The 17,188-nt window shown below is 64.7% G+C and carries 18 protein-coding genes; 9 read left to right on the forward strand and 9 right to left on the reverse strand.

Going from position 1 to position 17,188, the window contains the following annotated elements; genetic code table 11:
- Positions 1 to 266 precede the first annotated feature (266 nt).
- From ACK2VC_RS05575 to ACK2VC_RS05595, 5 genes are all read left to right on the forward strand, one after another.
- On the forward strand, positions 267 to 1,388 hold the full coding sequence (locus tag ACK2VC_RS05575; protein WP_486732605.1) for a branched-chain amino acid ABC transporter substrate-binding protein: 1,122 nt from the start codon (positions 267 to 269) through the stop codon (positions 1,386 to 1,388).
- A 70-nt stretch (positions 1,389 to 1,458) separates the two neighbouring features.
- Complete coding sequence (livH, locus tag ACK2VC_RS05580) at positions 1,459 to 2,385, forward strand: high-affinity branched-chain amino acid ABC transporter permease LivH (protein ID WP_486732606.1); 927 nt, start codon at positions 1,459 to 1,461, stop codon at positions 2,383 to 2,385.
- 16 nt (positions 2,386 to 2,401) lie between these two features.
- On the forward strand, positions 2,402 to 3,640 hold the full coding sequence (locus ACK2VC_RS05585; protein ID WP_486732607.1) for a high-affinity branched-chain amino acid ABC transporter permease LivM: 1,239 nt from the start codon (positions 2,402 to 2,404) through the stop codon (positions 3,638 to 3,640).
- A complete protein-coding gene (gene livG / locus ACK2VC_RS05590; RefSeq protein WP_486732608.1) occupies positions 3,637 to 4,404 on the forward strand; it encodes a high-affinity branched-chain amino acid ABC transporter ATP-binding protein LivG in 768 nt (255 codons plus the stop codon). Before ACK2VC_RS05585 ends, livG begins: the two co-directional genes overlap by 4 nt.
- Positions 4,404 to 5,105 carry an ABC transporter ATP-binding protein gene (locus ACK2VC_RS05595; RefSeq protein ID WP_486733177.1) on the forward strand — a complete coding sequence of 234 codons (702 nt, stop codon included), beginning with the start codon at positions 4,404 to 4,406 and terminating at the stop codon, positions 5,103 to 5,105. The genes livG and ACK2VC_RS05595 overlap by 1 nt, the downstream gene beginning before the upstream one ends.
- Before the next feature lie 100 nt (positions 5,106 to 5,205).
- Here ACK2VC_RS05595 and dacB read toward each other — a convergent pair whose 3' ends face one another.
- A complete protein-coding gene (gene dacB / locus ACK2VC_RS05600) occupies positions 5,206 to 6,639 on the reverse strand; it encodes a D-alanyl-D-alanine carboxypeptidase/D-alanyl-D-alanine endopeptidase (RefSeq protein WP_486732609.1) in 1,434 nt (477 codons plus the stop codon).
- Between the two features lie 56 nt (positions 6,640 to 6,695).
- On the opposite strand from dacB, the gene ACK2VC_RS05605 reads away from it, so the two are divergent.
- Complete coding sequence (locus ACK2VC_RS05605; protein ID WP_486732611.1) at positions 6,696 to 7,172, forward strand: MarR family winged helix-turn-helix transcriptional regulator; 477 nt, start codon at positions 6,696 to 6,698, stop codon at positions 7,170 to 7,172.
- Positions 7,173 to 7,189: 17 nt separating this feature from the next.
- On the opposite strand, the gene ACK2VC_RS05610 is transcribed toward ACK2VC_RS05605, so the two are convergent.
- The 7 genes from ACK2VC_RS05610 to ACK2VC_RS05640 form a co-directional block, all read right to left on the reverse strand.
- Positions 7,190 to 7,576, reverse strand: a complete 387-nt coding sequence (locus ACK2VC_RS05610) for a group III truncated hemoglobin (protein WP_486732612.1) — start codon at positions 7,574 to 7,576, stop codon at positions 7,190 to 7,192.
- Positions 7,577 to 7,622: 46 nt separating this feature from the next.
- On the reverse strand, positions 7,623 to 8,252 hold the full coding sequence (locus ACK2VC_RS05615; protein ID WP_486732614.1) for a hypothetical protein: 630 nt from the start codon (positions 8,250 to 8,252) through the stop codon (positions 7,623 to 7,625).
- Positions 8,249 to 8,899 (reverse strand): SCO family protein, encoded by a 651-nt coding sequence (locus tag ACK2VC_RS05620; protein ID WP_486732615.1) that lies wholly within the window; start codon positions 8,897 to 8,899, stop codon positions 8,249 to 8,251. Before ACK2VC_RS05620 ends, ACK2VC_RS05615 begins: the two co-directional genes overlap by 4 nt.
- 16 nt (positions 8,900 to 8,915) lie before the next feature.
- Positions 8,916 to 9,512, reverse strand: coding sequence for a c-type cytochrome (locus ACK2VC_RS05625; RefSeq protein WP_486732616.1), 597 nt, complete (start codon positions 9,510 to 9,512; stop codon positions 8,916 to 8,918).
- A 61-nt stretch (positions 9,513 to 9,573) separates the two neighbouring features.
- Positions 9,574 to 10,167: a cbb3-type cytochrome c oxidase subunit II gene (locus ACK2VC_RS05630; RefSeq protein WP_486732617.1), complete on the reverse strand. Its 594-nt coding sequence runs from the start codon at positions 10,165 to 10,167 to the stop codon at positions 9,574 to 9,576.
- 2 nt (positions 10,168 to 10,169) lie between these two features.
- Positions 10,170 to 11,837, reverse strand: a complete 1,668-nt coding sequence (locus ACK2VC_RS05635) for a cbb3-type cytochrome c oxidase subunit I (protein WP_486732618.1) — start codon at positions 11,835 to 11,837, stop codon at positions 10,170 to 10,172.
- Positions 11,838 to 11,945: 108 nt separating this feature from the next.
- Complete coding sequence (locus ACK2VC_RS05640) at positions 11,946 to 13,142, reverse strand: NnrS family protein (protein ID WP_486732619.1); 1,197 nt, start codon at positions 13,140 to 13,142, stop codon at positions 11,946 to 11,948.
- 132 nt (positions 13,143 to 13,274) lie between these two features.
- Here ACK2VC_RS05640 and ACK2VC_RS05645 point away from each other — a divergent pair, with 132 nt between their 5' ends.
- From ACK2VC_RS05645 to lhpI, 3 genes are all read left to right on the forward strand, one after another.
- Positions 13,275 to 13,778 (forward strand): RrF2 family transcriptional regulator, encoded by a 504-nt coding sequence (locus tag ACK2VC_RS05645; protein ID WP_486732620.1) that lies wholly within the window; start codon positions 13,275 to 13,277, stop codon positions 13,776 to 13,778.
- A 145-nt stretch (positions 13,779 to 13,923) separates the two neighbouring features.
- Positions 13,924 to 14,343: an organic hydroperoxide resistance protein gene (locus ACK2VC_RS05650; RefSeq protein WP_486732621.1), complete on the forward strand. Its 420-nt coding sequence runs from the start codon at positions 13,924 to 13,926 to the stop codon at positions 14,341 to 14,343.
- A 205-nt stretch (positions 14,344 to 14,548) separates the two neighbouring features.
- Complete coding sequence (gene lhpI, locus ACK2VC_RS05655; protein WP_486732622.1) at positions 14,549 to 15,550, forward strand: bifunctional Delta(1)-pyrroline-2-carboxylate/Delta(1)-piperideine-2-carboxylate reductase; 1,002 nt, start codon at positions 14,549 to 14,551, stop codon at positions 15,548 to 15,550.
- Between the two features lie 7 nt (positions 15,551 to 15,557).
- Here the strand turns inward: lhpI and ACK2VC_RS05660 are convergent, their stop codons facing one another.
- Positions 15,558 to 17,054 carry a DegQ family serine endoprotease gene (locus tag ACK2VC_RS05660; RefSeq protein WP_486732623.1) on the reverse strand — a complete coding sequence of 499 codons (1,497 nt, stop codon included), beginning with the start codon at positions 17,052 to 17,054 and terminating at the stop codon, positions 15,558 to 15,560.
- Positions 17,055 to 17,188: the final 134 nt, after the last annotated feature.

Here is a 17,188-nt window from a genome sequence, read left to right on the forward strand (position 1 = left end):
CAACCCGGCGCTGCTGCCGCCGCCAGCACGGCCATGGATGGCGATAATTGAATAATTGATAAAAATCATGTTTATCAGAATTTAATTCTAAATTTATAAAAAATACTGAATATAAAACATAATTTCCACAAGATAACCAATTTTCCGATTTGACAATCCCTCCTCGATCGCTTACGCTAATCCGCTTTGCCCATGCCAGTAAACCGCCGGTCGGCGGCGAGATCCTGGATGGTGGATTCGCTATCAATAACAGAAAGAGATTAGGTATGAAGACTTTGCATCGCTTGAGCCCGGCCGTGATTGCCATCAGCGCTCTGTTCGGCCTGTCCGGCGCCGCTGCCGCCGAGACCGTCAAGATCGCCTTCGCGGGGCCGTCGACCGGCGCCGTGGCGCAGTACGGAGACATGGTCAAGGAAGGCACGCTGACCGCGATCGAACGCATCAATGCCGCCGGCGGCGCCGGCGGCCACACGCTGGAACTGGTGCCGATGGACGACGCGTGCGAGCCGAAACAAGCGGTCGCGGTCGCCAACAAGATCGTCAGCCAGAAGATCAAGTTCGTGGTCGGCCACGTCTGCTCGGGTGCGACGATCGCCGCCGCCGACATCTATGAAAACGAGGGCATCGTGATGGTGACGCCGTCGGCCACCTCGCCGCAACTGACCGACGCCAAGAAGAAGCACATGATCTTCCGCACCATCGGACGCGACGACCAGCAAGGCCCGGTGGCGGCGCAATACATCATCGACAAGGTCAAGCCGAAGAAGGTCGCGGTGCTACACGACAAGCAGTCGTACGGCCAGGGCATCGCCAGCGCGGTCAAGAAGGGCCTGGATGCGGCCAAGATCCCGGTCGTGATCTTCGAGGGCATCAACAAGGGCGACAGCGATTATTCGGCCGTGGTCACCAAGCTGAAATCGCAAGGCGTCGACTTCGTGTATTTCGGCGGCTACCATCCGGAGCTCGGCCTGATCATGCGCCAGGCCGCCGAACAAAACCTGAAGGTGCGCTTCATGGGGCCGGAAGGCGCCGGCAACAAGGACATCACCGCGATCGCCGGCCCCGCCTCGGAGGGCATGCTGGTGACGCTGCCGGCCGACTTCGGCGCCGATCCGGCCAACGCCACGCTGGCCAAGGCCTTCACCGACAAGAAGCGCGATCCCAACGGCCCGTTCCAGATGTCGGCCTACGCCGCGGTACAGGTAATTGCCGATTCGATCGCCGGCAGCAAAAGCACCGATCCGGTCAAGGTCGCCGACTACATGCACAAGCATGCATTCCAGACCCCGATCGGCAAGCTCGAATTCGACGCCAAGGGCGACCTGAAGTCGTTCAAGTTCGTGGTCTATGAATGGCACAAGGACGCATCGAAGACGATTGCACCCTGAGCTGCGTTGACGCCCGCGCGCCCCGCTTGTTCACAGGCGGGGCGTTTTGTTATTGGTCCGGATGATTTCCATGAATGAACTGTTCGCACAGTTTTCCCAGCAACTGGTCAATGGCCTCAGCCTGGGCGCGATCTATGCGCTGATCGCCATCGGCTACACGATGGTGTACGGCATCATCGGCATGATCAACTTCGCCCACGGCGAGATCTACATGATCGGCGCCTACGTCGGGCTGGTAGTGCTGACCGCGCTCGGCATGCAGAGCGGCCTGCCCTTGCCGCTGGTGCTGGGCGCGGCGCTCCTGGTCTCGATCCTGATCACCGGCCTGTACGGCTGGACGGTCGAGCGCGTCGCCTACCGCCCCTTGCGCGGCAGCCCGCGCCTGGTGCCGCTGATCTCGGCGATCGGGATGTCGATCTTTTTGCAGAACTACGTGCAGATCGGCCAGGGTTCGCGCGACCTGTCGGTGCCGATGCTGATCTCGGGCGCGCTGGAAGTACCGCTGACACCCAGCTTCACGCTCACCGTCCCGTATGCGCGGCTGTTGATTATCGGCGTCACCGTGGTCCTGATGATCGCGCTGACGCTGTTCATTTCCCATTCGCGCATGGGGCGCGCCTGCCGCGCCTGCGCGCAAGACATGCGGATGGCGAACCTGCTCGGGATCGACACCAACCGCGTGATTTCCTTCACCTTCGTACTGGGCGCGATGCTGGCGGCGGTTGGCGGCGTGCTGATCGGACTGTCGATCGGCAAGCTGAATCCCTACATCGGCTTCGTGGTCGGCATCAAGGCTTTCACCGCCGCGGTGCTGGGCGGCATCGGCAGCATTCCGGGCGCGATGCTGGGCGGCGCCCTGCTCGGGCTGGCCGAAACCTTCGCCTCGGCCTACATGCCGACCGAGTACAAGGACGTGGTCGCGTTCGGCCTGCTGGTGCTGATCCTGCTGTTCCGCCCGACCGGCCTGCTCGGCAAGCCCGACATCGAAAAAGTCTGATCCGAGGCGCACCACCATGACCCACACCCTCAAGAACGCGACCATCGCGGGCCTCATCACCGCGCTGCTGACCGCGCCCATCCTCGGCCTGCAGCTCAAGCTGGAAGGCTACAAGGTGGTCATCGACCCGCACTGGCAGCCGGTGCTGCTGGCCGCGCTGGCGGTGTTCCTGGCGCAACTGGCGAAACCGGTACTCGCCAGATCGAGCGCCGGCATCCGTTGGCCGGCGCTGCCGCGCCTGTCGCCGGCGCAGCAGCGCAATGCACTGCTGGTGCTGCTGGTGCTCGGCCTGGCCTGGCCCTTCCTCGGTTCGCGCAGCATGGTCGACGTCGCCACGCTGGCGCTGATCTACGTGATCCTCGGCCTCGGCCTGAACACCGTGGTCGGCTATGCCGGCCTGCTCGACCTCGGCTACGTCGGCTTTTACGCGGTCGGCGCCTACACCTATGCGCTTCTGTACCAGTATTTCGGCCTCACCTTCTGGGTCTGCCTGCCGATCGCCACCGCGATGGCGGCGCTGTTCGGCTTTTTGCTCGGCTTTCCGGTGCTGCGCCTGCGCGGCGACTACCTGGCGATCGTCACGCTCGGCTTCGGCGAAATCATCCGCCTGCTGCTGAACAACATGGACAGCATCACCGGCGGCCCGGACGGCATCAACGGCATCCCGAAGCCGACCGTGTTCGGCTTCGAGATGGCGCGCAGCGCCAGCGTCGAGGGCGCCACCACCTTCCATGAACTGCTCGGCTTCACCTATCAGAGCGAGCACGTGGTGCAGATGCTGTACCTGGTTGCCTTCGGGCTGGCGCTGTTCGCGCTGTTCGTCAGCAGCCGCCTGATCCGGATGCCGATGGGGCGCGCCTGGGAAGCGCTGCGCGACGACGAGATCGCGTGCCGCTCGCTGGGCCTGAACCCGACCCGCATCAAGCTTTCGGCGTTCACCTTGGGCGCCTCGTTCTCGGGCCTGGCCGGCTGCTTCTTCGCCGCGCGCCAGGGCCTGGTCAACCCGGAATCGTTCACCTTCATCGAATCGGCGCTGATCCTGGCGATCGTGGTGCTGGGCGGCATGGGCTCGCGCCTGGGCGTGGTGCTAGCCGCGATCCTGCTGACCGTGCTGCCGGAACTGGCGCGCGGCTTCGCCGAATACCGCATGCTGTCGTTCGGGCTGGTGATGATCCTGATGATGATCTGGCGCCCGCAGGGCTTGCTGCCGGCCAGCCGGCCGCACGTCGAGCTGCCGCCGGAGTTGTCCAAATGAGCGCGCCCCTGCTTACCGTTTCCGGGCTGTCGATGCGCTTTGGCGGCCTGCTGGCGGTCGACCAGATCGCGTTTGCGGTGCAGCCGGACGAGGTGTTCGCCATCATCGGCCCAAATGGCGCCGGCAAGACCACCGTGTTCAACTGCGTCAGCGGCTTTTACCGCCCGAGCGGCGGCGCCATCGCGCTGGCCGGCGAGCCGATCGCCGGCCAGCCCAGCCACCTGGTGGCGCGGCGCGGACTGGTGCGCACCTTCCAGAACATCCGTTTGTTCAAGTCGCTCACCGTGCTGGAAAACCTGCTGGTGGCGCAGCACCAGCAGGTCGAGACCGGCCTGTTGCCGGGGCTGTTGGCGACCGCCGCCTACCGCCGCGCCGAGCAGGAGGCGCTGGAGCGCGCCGCGCAATGGCTGGATTACGTCGGCCTGCGCTCGCTGGCCAACCGTGAAGCCAGCGGCCTGTCCTACGGCCAGCAGCGGCGCCTGGAAATCGCGCGCTGCATGATCACCAAGCCGCGCCTGCTGCTGCTGGACGAGCCGGCCGCCGGCTTGAATCCGCAGGAGACCAAGGAGCTGGAACAACTGATCGACACCCTGCGCCGCCAGCACGGCGTCGCGGTGCTCTTGATCGAGCACGACATGAGCCTGGTGATGAGCGTGTCCGACCGCATCCTGGTGATGGAGCACGGGCGGCCGATCATGACCGGCAAGCCGGAACAGGTGCGCAACGATCCGCGCGTGATCAAGGCCTACCTCGGGGAAGAATGATGCTGGAGCTGAAGAATATCCATACCCATTACGGCGCGATCGAAGCCTTGAAAGGCGTCTCGGTCGAGGTCAAGCAGGGCGAGATCGTGACCCTGATCGGCGCCAACGGCGCCGGCAAGACCACGCTGCTGATGACGGTGTGCGGCACGCCGCAGGCGTCTTCCGGCCAGGTGCTGTTCGAGGGCCAGGACATCACGCGCCTGCCGACCCACGAAATCATGCAGAAAGGCATGGCGGTATCGCCCGAGGGCCGGCGCGTGTTTTCCGACCTGACGGTGCTGGAAAACCTGAAGATGGGCGGCTTCTTTTCCAGCCGCGAGGAAATCGAAGCCAACGTCGAGTACGCCTACGGCCTGTTCCCGCGCCTGAAGGAGCGTTCTTCCCAGCGCGCCGGCACCATGTCGGGCGGCGAGCAGCAGATGCTGGCGATCGGCCGCGCGCTGATGAGCCGGCCGCGCCTGCTGCTCCTGGACGAGCCGACGCTGGGCCTGGCGCCGCTGATCATCGCGCAGATCTTCGAGATCATCCAGACCATCCGCAGCCAGGGCGTGACGGTGTTTTTGGTCGAGCAGAACGCCAACAAGGCGCTGCAGATCGCCGATCGCGGCTACGTGCTGGAAAACGGCCGGGTGGTGCTGGCCGACAGCGGCGCCAACCTGCTGGTCAACGCCGACGTGCGGCGCGCGTATCTGGGTGGCTGACGCCGGCACCACATACTCCTGGACATGATGACTTATCTCGCCCTATAAATAGGCAGAGTGATCCCATACTCCATCAAACAACTGAAGATTGCGGGCGAATCTAGCCCTTCTCGAAGACCCACTGCAACAGCGCATCCTGCGCCTTCTGGCCCTGCGCCGCGTTCGGGTGGTTGATGAAGCAGACCACCGCATAGCGCTTGCCGGACGCCGCCAGCACGTAGCCGGCCACCGCCCGCACGTCCTTCAGCGCGCCGGTCTTGATGTGGGCATTGCCGGCCACGCTTTGCGCGGTCAGGCGGCGACGCATGGTGCCGTCATAGCCAACCAGCGGCATCGAGGAAATGAATTCCGGCATCAGCGGCGACTGGTAGGCCGCCGCCAGCATGCGGCCCATGGTCAGGGGCGCGATGCGTTCGCTGCGCGACAGCCCGGAGCCGTTTTCAATCACCAGCTCGGGCGCCTCGATGCCCTTGTTGGCGAGCCAGGTCTTGACCGCGCGCGCGCCACGCTCCGGATTGGCCGGCAGCTTCAGGATGTCGGCCGCCAGGCTCAGCAGCAACTGGCGCGCCATCACGTTGTTGCTGTACTTGTTGATGTCGCGGATCACTTCCGGCAAGGCGACCGATTCCCAGGTCGCGACCAGGCGCGCGCCGGCCGGCACCAGCCCGTTTTTGACTTCGCCCTTGAAGCTGCCGCCGAGCTCGCTCCAGAGCTGGCGGAACACCGCGCCGAAATACTGCGAGCCGCCCATCCGGTACGGATTCACGTACCAGGTCTGGTCGCCGCAGGAAGCCGGATAGGCGCCGCCGAAGCTGGCGCCGTCGGCCTCGATCGCCGGAGCCAGCTTGGCGCGCCAGTCGTCGCAACTACCGTTCGCCAGCTTCGGTGCAATCACCGGGTAGCCGGCCAGCGGCGGCTCAAGTGCAACCCGCACCGAGCCGCTGGCGGCATCCGGCATGAAGCGAAAACCAAAGGTCTTGTAGTTCAGCAGCAAGGCATCGGGGCCGACGTTGTAGGGCTTGGACGGCTCGTCGTCAAAGGCGGCAGCGTCGTGAAAACCATCTTCGAATACGCTGCGGTCCAGCACTAGGTTGCCGCGGATTTCGCGGATGCCGGCGGCGCGGATCTGGCGCAGGAACAGCCAGAATTTCTCGCTCACCAGTTTGGGGTCGCCGCTGCCCTTGATGATCAAATCGCCGTGCAGCACCTCGCCGCTCTGGCTGCCGTCGGCATACGCTTCGGTTTTCCAGGTGAAGGTCGGGCCGAGCAGCTCCAGCGCGGCGTCGGTCGTCACCAGCTTCATGGTCGAGGCCGGCACGAAGGCCTGCGCCGCATTGGCCGCGGCCAGCACCGTGCCGCGCGCGCCGGTTTCCTGGACATAGACGCCGATCGCGTCCGCGCCGATGCCGGCGGCCTGCAACGCGCGCGCGACCGCCGGCGGCAATTGATTGGCGGCCCGCACCGGCGTTGCTACACTGGCGCCAAACAGGAACAACGATAGTGCGATGCTGTGGAATATCTTCGGAATCTGCATGGCATCCAGGAATAGAATCTGCGTTGCATTATCCCATGCGACAGGAGCCGCCCCTCATGAAACCGCAGCCCACCACGCCCGCCGAGACGCCCGCTTCCGGCGATCTGCTGGCGCTCGACAACCAGCTTTGCTTTGCGCTGTATTCGGCGTCGCTGGCGATGACCAAAAGCTACAAGCCGCTGCTGGACAAGCTGCAGCTGACCTATCCGCAATACCTGGTAATGCTGGTGCTGTGGGAACAGGATGACGTGCTGGTGAAGGAAATCGGCGCGCGCCTTTACCTTGATTCCGGCACCCTGACGCCGCTCCTGAAGCGGCTGGAAGCGTCGGCGCTGATCGTGCGCACCCGCGACCAGGCGGACGAGCGCCAGGTGCGCGTCACGCTCAGCGCCAAGGGCAAAGCCCTGCGGCAAAAGGCGCGCGAAATTCCGTTGCAGATCCTATGTGCCAGCGGCCAGTCGTCGGCCAGGGTGCAGGATTTGCGGCGGCAACTGTCGCAGATGCGCGACCAGCTGGTGCGCGCCCAGGAATAGGCGCGGCTGCCGCTATCTCAGGCTTGCTGCTCCACCAGCACCTCACCGAAAAAGCCGATCTGCAGGCTGGAGGCGACACGGCGCGCCATGCGCAGGAACTGCTCGGCATCGTCCGCCAGGAACAGCTCGTTGACGGTCTGTTCGAACAGTTGCAGCCAGCGCTCGAAATGTTCCGGTTCGATGTCTTGCAGCGCCATGTGCGTGCCGTAGACATTGCCGCGAAAGCCGCGCGTGCCCAGCACCACGGTTGACCAGAATTCGGTCAGCTTGTCCAGATGCTCGTCCCAGTCGCTGCCCAGCGCCAGGTAAAAAACCGGCCCCAGCACATCGTCATCGCGCACCTTGCCGTAGAACTGATCGACCAGATCGCGCACTCCGGCACGGGTAATTTCTTGATGCTTCATGATGGTTCCACCTGAAAATTGAAATAAATCCGCGGCGTCGATGACCTCAAGCCGGCAACTGCCGGCCGGCATCCCGCCGCAACTGCCGCCACACCCACCATACCGGCAGCGCCACCGACAGCACCACCAGCCCCTGCCCCGCCAGCACCTGGTCGTCCAGCAGATAGAAATTGCACAAGCGGGCCGAATTATCCTGGTACAGCAGGCCGGCGATCGCCATCATCCAGGCAACATTGCCGAGAAAGAACAACTGAATCACCCGGTTCGCGCGCACCAGGCAATCCGCCAGTACCAGGCCGCCGGCAAACAGCGAGGCGAATTTTGCCCCATCGGCCGCCGGCGACACCAGCACGTGATCGATCACCTTCGGGATCATCCAGTACGCCAGCAGGAAGCTGATCAGCAGCAATCCCGGCACGCCGTGTTCATCATATTGCCGCAGGCAGCGCCATGCCGCCGCCAGCCGGCCCGGCGCCGCGGCATGGCCATGACCCGCGATGGCGGCCGCCGCCAGCACCCCGGACAGAAAGATCGCCGGCATCTGCAGCAGCATGTGCGACGCCATCGAAGCCTCCAGCGCATGGCGGTAGAGCACGGCGCCCGCCAGCAGCAGCATGCTGGCGCCCAGCAACAGCGCGCGGCGCACGCTCCAGGCTGCCTGATCGGCCGCCCTCATGAGTGCTCCTTCATAGCCGCCGACCCGGCCAGCGTGCGCCGGGAAGCCGCCAGTGCGTACTGCAGCGCCGCGTGCGGCGCATCATAATCGACGATTTGCGCCAGCAGCCCATTGGCATCGACGATATGAAAGGCAGCGTTATGCTCGAATTCACCTGCCGGCGCCGGCACCACGACGATTCCGAATGCGGCCAACAGCGCCTGGCGCTGACGCGCGTCGGGCACGGCAGCAAACTGCCAGATCTCCGGCTGCGCCCGCATCTGGCGCGCATACGCCGCCAGTTGCGCCGGTTGGTCGTGCGGATCGAAGCTGATGCTGAGCAGGCGCACCTCGTGCGCCCTGCCACTGGCTTGCAGTTCGCGCTGCAACTGCTGGAATTCGCTGCCCATCACCGAGCAGATCGCATTGCAGCGGGTGTAGATGAAATTGACGATGGTAATCCGGCCATCGCCGCGCAGCGCCTGGCTCAACGGCTGCTGCCGGCCAGAGGCGAACTGGAGGGTGGCCGACGGCAGCGGCCGCGGCTGGCGCGCGATGGCCAGCCGGCGCGCGGCTTCGGTGGTCAGCGCCTGAAAACCGTCCGTACCCTGGTAGATGGCGCCCAAGCCGGCGGCCAGCACCAGCAGCAGCGCAACGATGGTCTTCATGCGCCGCCCTGCCGCTCTACCTCAGCTTGTTCAGATCGGCGTCGCCATTCCACGGCGCAGCCTGGGCGGCGCTGGCGGCGCGCGCGGTTTTCACGCTTGCCTCTTCCACCTTGCCGGCGCTGTTGCCGAAGTTGCTGCGCACATAGCTCAGTACCGCCGCAATTTCCGCATCCGACAGCTTGTCCTTGAAGGCCGGCATGGCGCCATTGTAGGTTTTGCCAGCCACCGTCAGGCTACCGCTGATGCCATGCAGCAGGATTTTTGCCGCCAACTCATCCTTGCCGTTCACCCATTCCGATTTCGCCAGCGGTGGGAACACGCCGGGCAGGCCGAGGCCGGTAGCCTGGTGGCAGGCTACGCATTGCGCCGCATAAATCTGCGCGCCGTCGACTGCGGCGCCGGCCACCGGGGTGCGCGCCATCAGATCGGCCTTGGTGCGGCTGTCGCCCAGCGCCGGATCGTCGCCCGGATGGGATAGGAAGATGTAACCGATGGCCCACAAAAACATGCCGGCGACGATGGCGATCACCAGCTTCGGCACCGGCCGGTAGGATTCATACGGTTCAGGCATTTCGCGCTTTTGCGCCTCGAGTTTCTTCAGGTCTTCCGGCATGCTTGTCTCTCCGAACGTGAGGGTGCGGGGCGCCGCTGGTCGGCGCCGCCAGCGGTAACGGCTACTTGACGGCGGTCGGCGCCGCGATGATCGGGTAGGTGTGGTCCAGTCCCAGCAGGTATGCCACCATGTCCTGCACCTCCGGCGTCGCCACTACCACCTTGCCGGGCGGCGCGTAGCCGGGCGGCAGATTCACCACGCGGTCGCCCTGCTCGGCCTTGTCCTTGAGGTCAAACAGGTAGGGATAGGATGGCATGATGCTGCCCGGCGTATAGGCGCGCGGCTGGTACAGGTGGCCGAGCTGCCAGTCGGCGCTGGGCTGGCGGGCACCGATGTTGAACAGGTCCGGCCCGGTACGCATCGTGCCCAGGAGATGCGGCTTGTCATAGTAGTAGTCGGCCGCCACCGAAACCCGGCCCCAGCCGCGCTGCGCGTCCGGCGCCTGCGCGGCATCGCGCGGCTGCTGCGAATGGCAGTACAGGCAGCCGTTCTTGATGTACTGGTCGCGTCCGCGCAACTGGGCGGCGGTGTAGGGTTTGAGGCCGGCGGCCGGCTTCAGGTCGGACAACTGCAGGTAGGGAATCACGACCAGCGCGCTGGTCGCCAGCGCCAGGGTCACCATGGCGCCGCTCAATAGTTTGATTTCATTTTCCATGATCAGGCTCCAGCCAGCGAGGGCGAGGTCGTCGGTTTGTTATGGAACAGCGCGGCGCCGATGCGCTGCGGTCCATGCCGGAATGCCATCGCGATAAAGTGGAAGGCGAACACCAGATGACCGAGCGTCATGATGGCGCCGCCGACCGAGCGCGCCTGCAGATAGGGCAAGGTCACCGTCACCGAATCCATGAACGGCTTGCTGGCATCCAGCATCGCCAGCCCCTGCAGCCAGCCGCCGATCGACAGGCCGACGAAATAGATGGAAAAACCGGTTACCACCAGCCAGAAGTGCGCGGCGATCAGTTTCGGATACGGCCATTCCCAGGCCATCACGCGCGGCATGATGAAGTACACCGCGCCGAACATCACCATCGAGACAAAGCCGTACAGGCCGAGGTGGGCATGGGCCACGGTAAAGTGCGTGAAGTGGGCGACCGTGCTGACGCTGCGCAGTGCTTCAAACGAGCCCTCGAAGGAACTGAGCGTGTACATCATCCCGCCCAGCACGATGAAGCGCAGCGTCGGCGAATAGATCAGCGTCTTGAAATGGCCGCGCATGGTCAGGTGCTGGTTGACTGAGAATGCCAACACCGGCACGATCATCATCATGCTTTGCACGATCGACAGCGTGATCAGCCAGCCCGGCACCGGGCCGCCGACCAGGTGGTGGCCGCCAACCTGGCCATAGAAGAAGGCCAGCGCCCAGAAACCGAGCAGCGACAGGTTATATGACTGGATCGGGCGGCCGATGATTTTCGGCAGGAAGTAATACACCGAGGCCAGCGACATCGGCGTATAGAACAGCCCCAGCACGTTATGGCCGAACCACCAATTCATGGCGGCCTGCTCGACGCCGAAATGAACGCCGGGAAGCTTTGCGATCAGGTACAGCGTCGGGAACCAGAACAGCGCCGCGCCCATGTACCAGACCGATACGTACAGATGCTTGACGCGTCGGTTGGCAAGCGTGAACACCAGCGGGAACGCCACCAGGGCGCCGCCGGACACCAGCAGGATGCTGACCTGCCAGGGGATTTCCAGCCACTCCATGCCATCGTTCAGCCCGACCGCGATGCATCCCAGGCCGGCAATCAGGCCCGCATTCCACAGCATCACGCCGAGAATCGCGAAGCGGGCGCCGACCAGCGCCGTCTTCAGCAGGCGCGGCAAGACCCAGATGGCGACGCCGAAGGTCGCCATCGGCGCCCAGCCGTAGGCGACGATGTTCAGGTGCAGCGTGCGGATGCGGCCGAAGGTCAGCCAGGCGTACTGCGTCAGCCAGTCCGGCTCATGCAGCTTGATCGAACTGATCAGCCCGGCCGCCGAAGCCAGCACCAGCCACACCACCGCACAGGACAGAAAGACGAAGGCGACGAACGCGGTCGAGCGGTCGGCCTCGACCCGATCCTTCAACTGCTGCGCCAGCACGGCGGCATCCACCGGCGCTTCCGCCGGCCGCGGCGCCGCATCCACCATGCGCTGCAAGCCAACACGCTGGGCAGCGGTGGCAGCCGGCTCCTCCACCGTGCCGATCTCGCCGTCCGAAAAAATCACCTTGGCGGCTTCCGGATTTTCATCAAAGAGCCTTTTGCGCAACGACCAGATGAAGACGAACAGGCCGGTAACCGACAATACAAACGAAAACAGCAGGATGGTGATGGTATCCATGGAATCTCGGCAATCAGTTTCAAAAAAAGTCAGTCCGCCCGCGGCGAGGGTGCAGTTATAATCGCCGGCGCAAAACGGCAAGGTCGAACGGTGCTGCGCTTGCGCACGCTAGCCGTCGCGGCCGTCGATCCGGGTATTCAACAGGTAAGGTGAGTAAATCGCGAGATACAGCAGGAAGGCCGCACTCCAGAAGACGGCGGACGCCAGAAGCGCATGTTCACGCAACTCGGGAGACGCCAGCCCGGCGCATAGACGGGCCACGGCGCCAAGCTGGATCAGCACATACATCGTGGTTTCGGCGCGCCCCGCTTTCAGCACCCGGCCGGTATGCCCAAGGGCGGTGCGCGTGATCATGCCAACGATCAGGCCCCCGATGGAACCGACGGTAAACGCATGAAACGCGGTGCTCACGCCAACCATCCCCAGCGCAGCCAGCGCCAGCAGGAAGAAACCGGCGACGATCCAGGCGTACGACAGATGCAGAATCCACAGCAGCGGCACGCGCCAGGTGCGCCACGGTTTCCAGAACAGCAACCGGATCAGGAGCGACACGCCAGTGGCGGTCGCCAGCGCCGCCACCAACGCCGCCGGCAATCCCAGCAGCCAGGCAATCGCGCTCACCACGACCAGGCCGACGCTGATGCGGTCGCGCGCGGCATGGATGACCGGCACCACGTCGGGCAAGGTGTTTTTAGTGAAACTCGGAATCACGCGCGCGCCGATGATGGATTCCAGCAGCACCACGACCAGGATCGCGCCTTCCACCGGCAGCGTCGGCGCCAGGCCGATCATGCCCAGCACGGCAGCGTGGAACAGCAGGTTGGCCACCGTCAGCAAGGCCAGCAGCAGGATCAGAAACAGGTTGCGCTTGTTGTTGGCGCGCCGCAAAACCAGATACAACGGGACTGCCGCCACCGGAATGAACAGGCTGTCGAGCACTGCCGCCGTCAGCGGATCGGCCACCAGCATCGCAACACGGCCGGCGATCCACAGCAGCGCCAGCGCCGCCAGCGGTGTGCCACGGGCGGTGGGCAGGCCGGTCCAGGCGCGCACCGCCGTATACAGGAAGCCGATCACGATGGCCAGCACGAAGCCAAACACCATTTCGTGCATATGCCAGGTCAAGCCGACGTTCGGCAGGCCCGGCAGCCAGCCGTAGTAGCGTGCGATCCAGAGTGGGATGCCGAGCGCCGCGGCAAGGACCCCGAGCAGATAGAACGGCCGGAATCCGAGACGCAGCAGCGGGTATCCCGAAGGGGGCGGCGGACTGCCGGCTGGAGTCGCCGGAATGCTTGTGGACGCCATGGAAAGTTCCGATTTAAAGATATACGCGGAATGCTACAATTGACCAACCGAGAAAGCAAGAGCAAAACGGAAACACCTCGGCCGGAACACGGCGGCTGAAATACCGGGACGAAACCGAAAAAGCGATCACCCATGCGACTGACAACTTACACAGACTACACTTTGCGCGTATTGATGTACCTTGGGCTGCATCAAGGACGTTCCGCCACGATTCGGGAAATCGCCGAAGCGTATGGCATTTCCAAAAATCACCTGATGAAGGTGGTGCACCACCTCGGCATGGCCGGGCTGGTGGAGACCGTGCGCGGGCGCAAGGGTGGTCTGAAGCTCAAGATCCCGCCCGAGGAAATCAACCTGGGCGCCGTGATTCGCGGCAGCGAACCGGATTTCTTCATTGCCGAGTGCTTCAATCCGGAGCAGAGCCGCTGCGTGCTGTCGCCGGCTTGCGCGCTGCAAGGCGTGCTGCACAGCGCGACCGATGCCTTCCTCGACGTACTGGACCGCAACACGCTGGCCGGCTTGCTGTCCCAGACCGGGCCGCTATCCACCAAGGTCGGGGCGGCAGCGCCGGTCCGCTGGCGTCGTGCCCGCAAGCAGGGTGTCGGCCAGCCCCCGGCGGAGCCGGAAGCCGGCTGAAAACAAACGCACGATCCAAGGGCAAGCCGCAATCACGCAGCGGCTACCTCGTCATTTAAATTGTACACAATTTAATTACGTGCTATATTTAATCCAGGCAATCGGGACTGCGCGCTTGCCGCTTACTTCACTCACTGGAGATCTCATGCAAATCCTGTACACCACCAGCGCCACCGCCAGTGGCGGCCGCGACGGTCGCGCACAATCCACCAACGGAGAACTCGACGTCAAGCTGGCCACGCCGAAGGAATTGGGCGGTGCCGGCGGCGCCGGCACCAACCCCGAACAACTATTTGCCGCCGGTTATTCGGCCTGCTTCCTGTCGGCGCTGAAACTGGTCGCCGCCAAGAGCGGCGCCGCGCTGCCGGCTGCCACCACGGTCAGCGGCGAAGTCGGCATCGGCCCCAATGATCGCGGCGGCTTCGGGCTGGCGGTCAGCCTGCGGGTGGCGGCGCCCGGCATGGAACGGGACCGCGCCGAAGCGCTGATCGCCAGGGCACATGAAGTCTGCCCGTATTCGAACGCGACCCGCGGCAACATCGACGTCACGTTGTCGCTGGCCTGACGCTGCGGCGGCTGGCTTGCCGACAGCATGCCAGCCCTTCTCCAATCCGGCTATCTTCACATACTGGGTGTCGTATTATTTTTCTCGCAATATATTCGCCCGAAAATAGATTGTTTCGCAACATACTCCCTTGTTTACATTAATTTGACAGCCGACAGCGGGCTCGTTACCCTTGCCTTCCGATCCCGCATCAAATTGCTCCCCGATGATTCCATTCCTGGCCGCCGCCCAGTTGCGCGCCGCCCTTCCCTATCCGGCGCTGATGGCGGCGCTGCGCGACGCCTTCCGCAGCAACATGCAGGCGCCGACGCGCCACGTGCATACATTGTCCGACCCCGCTTTCGGCCCCGATCCGGACAGCACCGTGCTGCTGCTGATGCCAAGCTGGCAAGCGGCGCAAAAAATGGGAGTGAAGCTGGTCACGGTTGCGCCCACCAATGCCGCGCGCGGCCTGCCCACCGTGCATTCGGTGTTCATCCTGTTCGACGCCGCCAGCGGCGCGCCGATCGCCCTGCTGGATGGCGAGGAACTGACCTTGCGCCGCACCGCCGCCGCTTCGGCATTGGCTTCCGGTTACCTGTCGCGCGCCGACAGCGCGACGCTGCTGTTGGTTGGCAACGGCCAGCTGGCGCCCTACCTGGCCGCCGCCCACTGCGCCGGGCGCCCGATCCGGCAGATCCGGGTCTGGGGCCGCAATCCGGACAAAAGCGCGGCGGCGGTGCAGCAACTGCGGCAGCAGGGCTTGCCGCCGGCCGTCGCGCTCGAAGCGCTGGAGGGCACGCAAGCGGCACTGCAAGCGGCGGCGACGAGCGCCGACATCATCAGTTGCGCCACCACCAGCCGCGTGCCGCTGATCCTGGGCGACTGGCTGCGGCCCGGCACCCACCTCGACCTGGTCGGCGGCTTCAAGCCCGACATGCGCGAAGCCGACGACCGCGCGATGCAGCGCGCCGCGATTTTCGTCGACACCTTCGCCGGCACGCTGGCCGAAGCCGGCGACCTGCTGCAGCCGCTCGCCGCCGGCCATCTGCAACGCGCCGCGATCCTGGCCGAGCTGGCCGACCTGGTAAGCGAGCGCCACCCGGGCCGCAGCGACGCCGCACAAATCACCGTGTTCAAATCGGTCGGCACCGCGATCGAAGACTTGAGTGCCGCCAACCTCGCCTGGTCGCAAGCGCAGGCGGCCGGGTCGGCGGCGCCGGTATAAGGATGCGTTAACCCAGTTCCACCGGCACGAAGATACGGGCCGCATCGCGTTGCACCAGCAGCGCCACGTGCTTGCCGGCCTTCTGCACCAGTTGCTGCAACTGCTCCGGCTTCGACACCGGCGTGCCGTTCAGCGACACGATGACATCGCCCGGCTGGATCCCGGCCTTGGCCGCCGCGCCGCTGGCGGCTTCCACCAGCAAGCCGCCGGCAACCCCGGCCTGGCGCTGCTCATCCCTGGCCAACGGCCGCACCGCGACGCCGAGCCGCCCTTGCTGGCGGTCCGGCGTGGTGTTTTTCGCCGGCGTGGTTTCCTTCATTTCGCCGATGGTGATCGCCAGTGTCTTCGGCGCACCGTTGCGGATCACGTCCAGCGTCGTCACCGTGCCCGGCTTCATGGCCGCCACCTGCGCCGGCAGATCGGCCGAGCGGTTGATGTCCTGACCCTGCAGGCGCACGATGACGTCACCCTCCTTCAGGCCGGCGCGCGCGGCCGGTCCGTCCGGATCGACGCTGGACACCAGCGCACCCTGCAGTTTCTTCAAGCCGAAGGAATCCGCCAGCGCCTGGTCGACTTCCTGGATGCCGACCCCGAGCCGGCCGCGCGTGACCTTGCCGGAACGCACCAACTGGTCCGATACCTGCATCGCGACGTTGATCGGAATCGCGAACGACAAGCCCTGGTAACCGCCGGTGCGGCTGTAGATCTGCGAATTGATGCCGATCACCTGCCCCTTCAGGTTGAACAGCGGGCCGCCCGAATTGCCGGGGTTGACCGCGGCATCGGTCTGGATGAACGGCACATAGGTGTCGTCCGGCAGCGAGCGCGAGGTGGCGCTGACGATACCGGCGGTGGCGCTGTTTTCAAAGCCATAGGGCGAGCCGATCGCCAGCACCGGTTCGCCGACGCGGATCGAATCCGGATTGCCGAGCTGCACCACCGGCAGATTGACGGCATTGATCTTGATCACCGCCACGTCGGACTGTTTGTCGGCGCCCAGCACCTTCGCCTTGAACTCGCGGCGGTCGGTCAGCTTGACCACCACCTCCCGCGCGCCGTCGACCACGTGCGCATTGGTCAGGATCAGACCGTCGCCACGCACGATGAAGCCTGAACCCTCACTGCGCATCAGCAAGTGGCCCTGGCCGCGCGGCCGCTGCGGAATACCGAAGCGGCGGAAGAATTCATAGAACGGATCGTTCGGATCGAGCCCCGGCATGCCGGCCGAATCATCGGCCGCCGGGGTCTGCTCGGCCTCCCCGGTGACACTGATATTCACCACCGCCGGGCCGTAACGGGCGACGATCGCCGAAAAATCCGCCACCGGCGCAATACCGGCCGGGGCGACCGGATTGGCCGTGGCGGCCGCCGGCGGCACGGTCAGCAGCGGCACCGCCGCCTGCGCCTGGGCCAGACCGGGCAGCTCGAAATGCGCATAGCCGCCTGCCAGCACGGCAATGATCGATGCGGCCATAATGCTGTGGGACAATGTCTTGCGATGCATGTTGGACTCCTTTCGCGTGAATCGAATTCGCTCGTCACGCTCGCATCCTAGGCAGTCAAACTTAAACCGCACTTAAGACCCGAAAAAAACGCCGGCAAAGCTGCTAACGTAGGGCCGGGCTCATCATCGAATTC

It is taken from the genome of Herbaspirillum sp. WTB6, assembly GCF_057457785.1.

Excerpts from the sequence above, each read along its gene's own strand:
- ACK2VC_RS05575 (WP_486732605.1), top strand. The coding sequence starts at position 267 with ATGAAGACTTTGCATCGCTTGAGCCCGGCCGTGATTGCCATCAGCGCT.
- livH (WP_486732606.1), top strand. The coding sequence starts at position 1,459 with ATGAATGAACTGTTCGCACAGTTTTCCCAGCAACTGGTCAATGGCCTC.
- ACK2VC_RS05645 (WP_486732620.1), top strand. The coding sequence starts at position 13,275 with ATGCGACTGACAACTTACACAGACTACACTTTGCGCGTATTGATGTAC.
- dacB (WP_486732609.1), bottom strand. The coding sequence starts at position 6,639 with ATGCAGATTCCGAAGATATTCCACAGCATCGCACTATCGTTGTTCCTG.
- ACK2VC_RS05595 (WP_486733177.1), top strand. The coding sequence starts at position 4,404 with ATGCTGGAGCTGAAGAATATCCATACCCATTACGGCGCGATCGAAGCC.
- ACK2VC_RS05615 (WP_486732614.1), bottom strand. The coding sequence starts at position 8,252 with ATGAGGGCGGCCGATCAGGCAGCCTGGAGCGTGCGCCGCGCGCTGTTG.
- lhpI (WP_486732622.1), top strand. The coding sequence starts at position 14,549 with ATGATTCCATTCCTGGCCGCCGCCCAGTTGCGCGCCGCCCTTCCCTAT.
- ACK2VC_RS05585 (WP_486732607.1), top strand. The coding sequence starts at position 2,402 with ATGACCCACACCCTCAAGAACGCGACCATCGCGGGCCTCATCACCGCG.
- ACK2VC_RS05640 (WP_486732619.1), bottom strand. The coding sequence starts at position 13,142 with ATGGCGTCCACAAGCATTCCGGCGACTCCAGCCGGCAGTCCGCCGCCC.
- ACK2VC_RS05650 (WP_486732621.1), top strand. The coding sequence starts at position 13,924 with ATGCAAATCCTGTACACCACCAGCGCCACCGCCAGTGGCGGCCGCGAC.
- ACK2VC_RS05620 (WP_486732615.1), bottom strand. The coding sequence starts at position 8,899 with ATGAAGACCATCGTTGCGCTGCTGCTGGTGCTGGCCGCCGGCTTGGGC.
- ACK2VC_RS05660 (WP_486732623.1), bottom strand. The coding sequence starts at position 17,054 with ATGCATCGCAAGACATTGTCCCACAGCATTATGGCCGCATCGATCATT.
- ACK2VC_RS05610 (WP_486732612.1), bottom strand. The coding sequence starts at position 7,576 with ATGAAGCATCAAGAAATTACCCGTGCCGGAGTGCGCGATCTGGTCGAT.
- livG (WP_486732608.1), top strand. The coding sequence starts at position 3,637 with ATGAGCGCGCCCCTGCTTACCGTTTCCGGGCTGTCGATGCGCTTTGGC.
- ACK2VC_RS05630 (WP_486732617.1), bottom strand. The coding sequence starts at position 10,167 with ATGGAAAATGAAATCAAACTATTGAGCGGCGCCATGGTGACCCTGGCG.
- ACK2VC_RS05605 (WP_486732611.1), top strand. The coding sequence starts at position 6,696 with ATGAAACCGCAGCCCACCACGCCCGCCGAGACGCCCGCTTCCGGCGAT.
- ACK2VC_RS05635 (WP_486732618.1), bottom strand. The coding sequence starts at position 11,837 with ATGGATACCATCACCATCCTGCTGTTTTCGTTTGTATTGTCGGTTACC.
- ACK2VC_RS05625 (WP_486732616.1), bottom strand. The coding sequence starts at position 9,512 with ATGCCGGAAGACCTGAAGAAACTCGAGGCGCAAAAGCGCGAAATGCCT.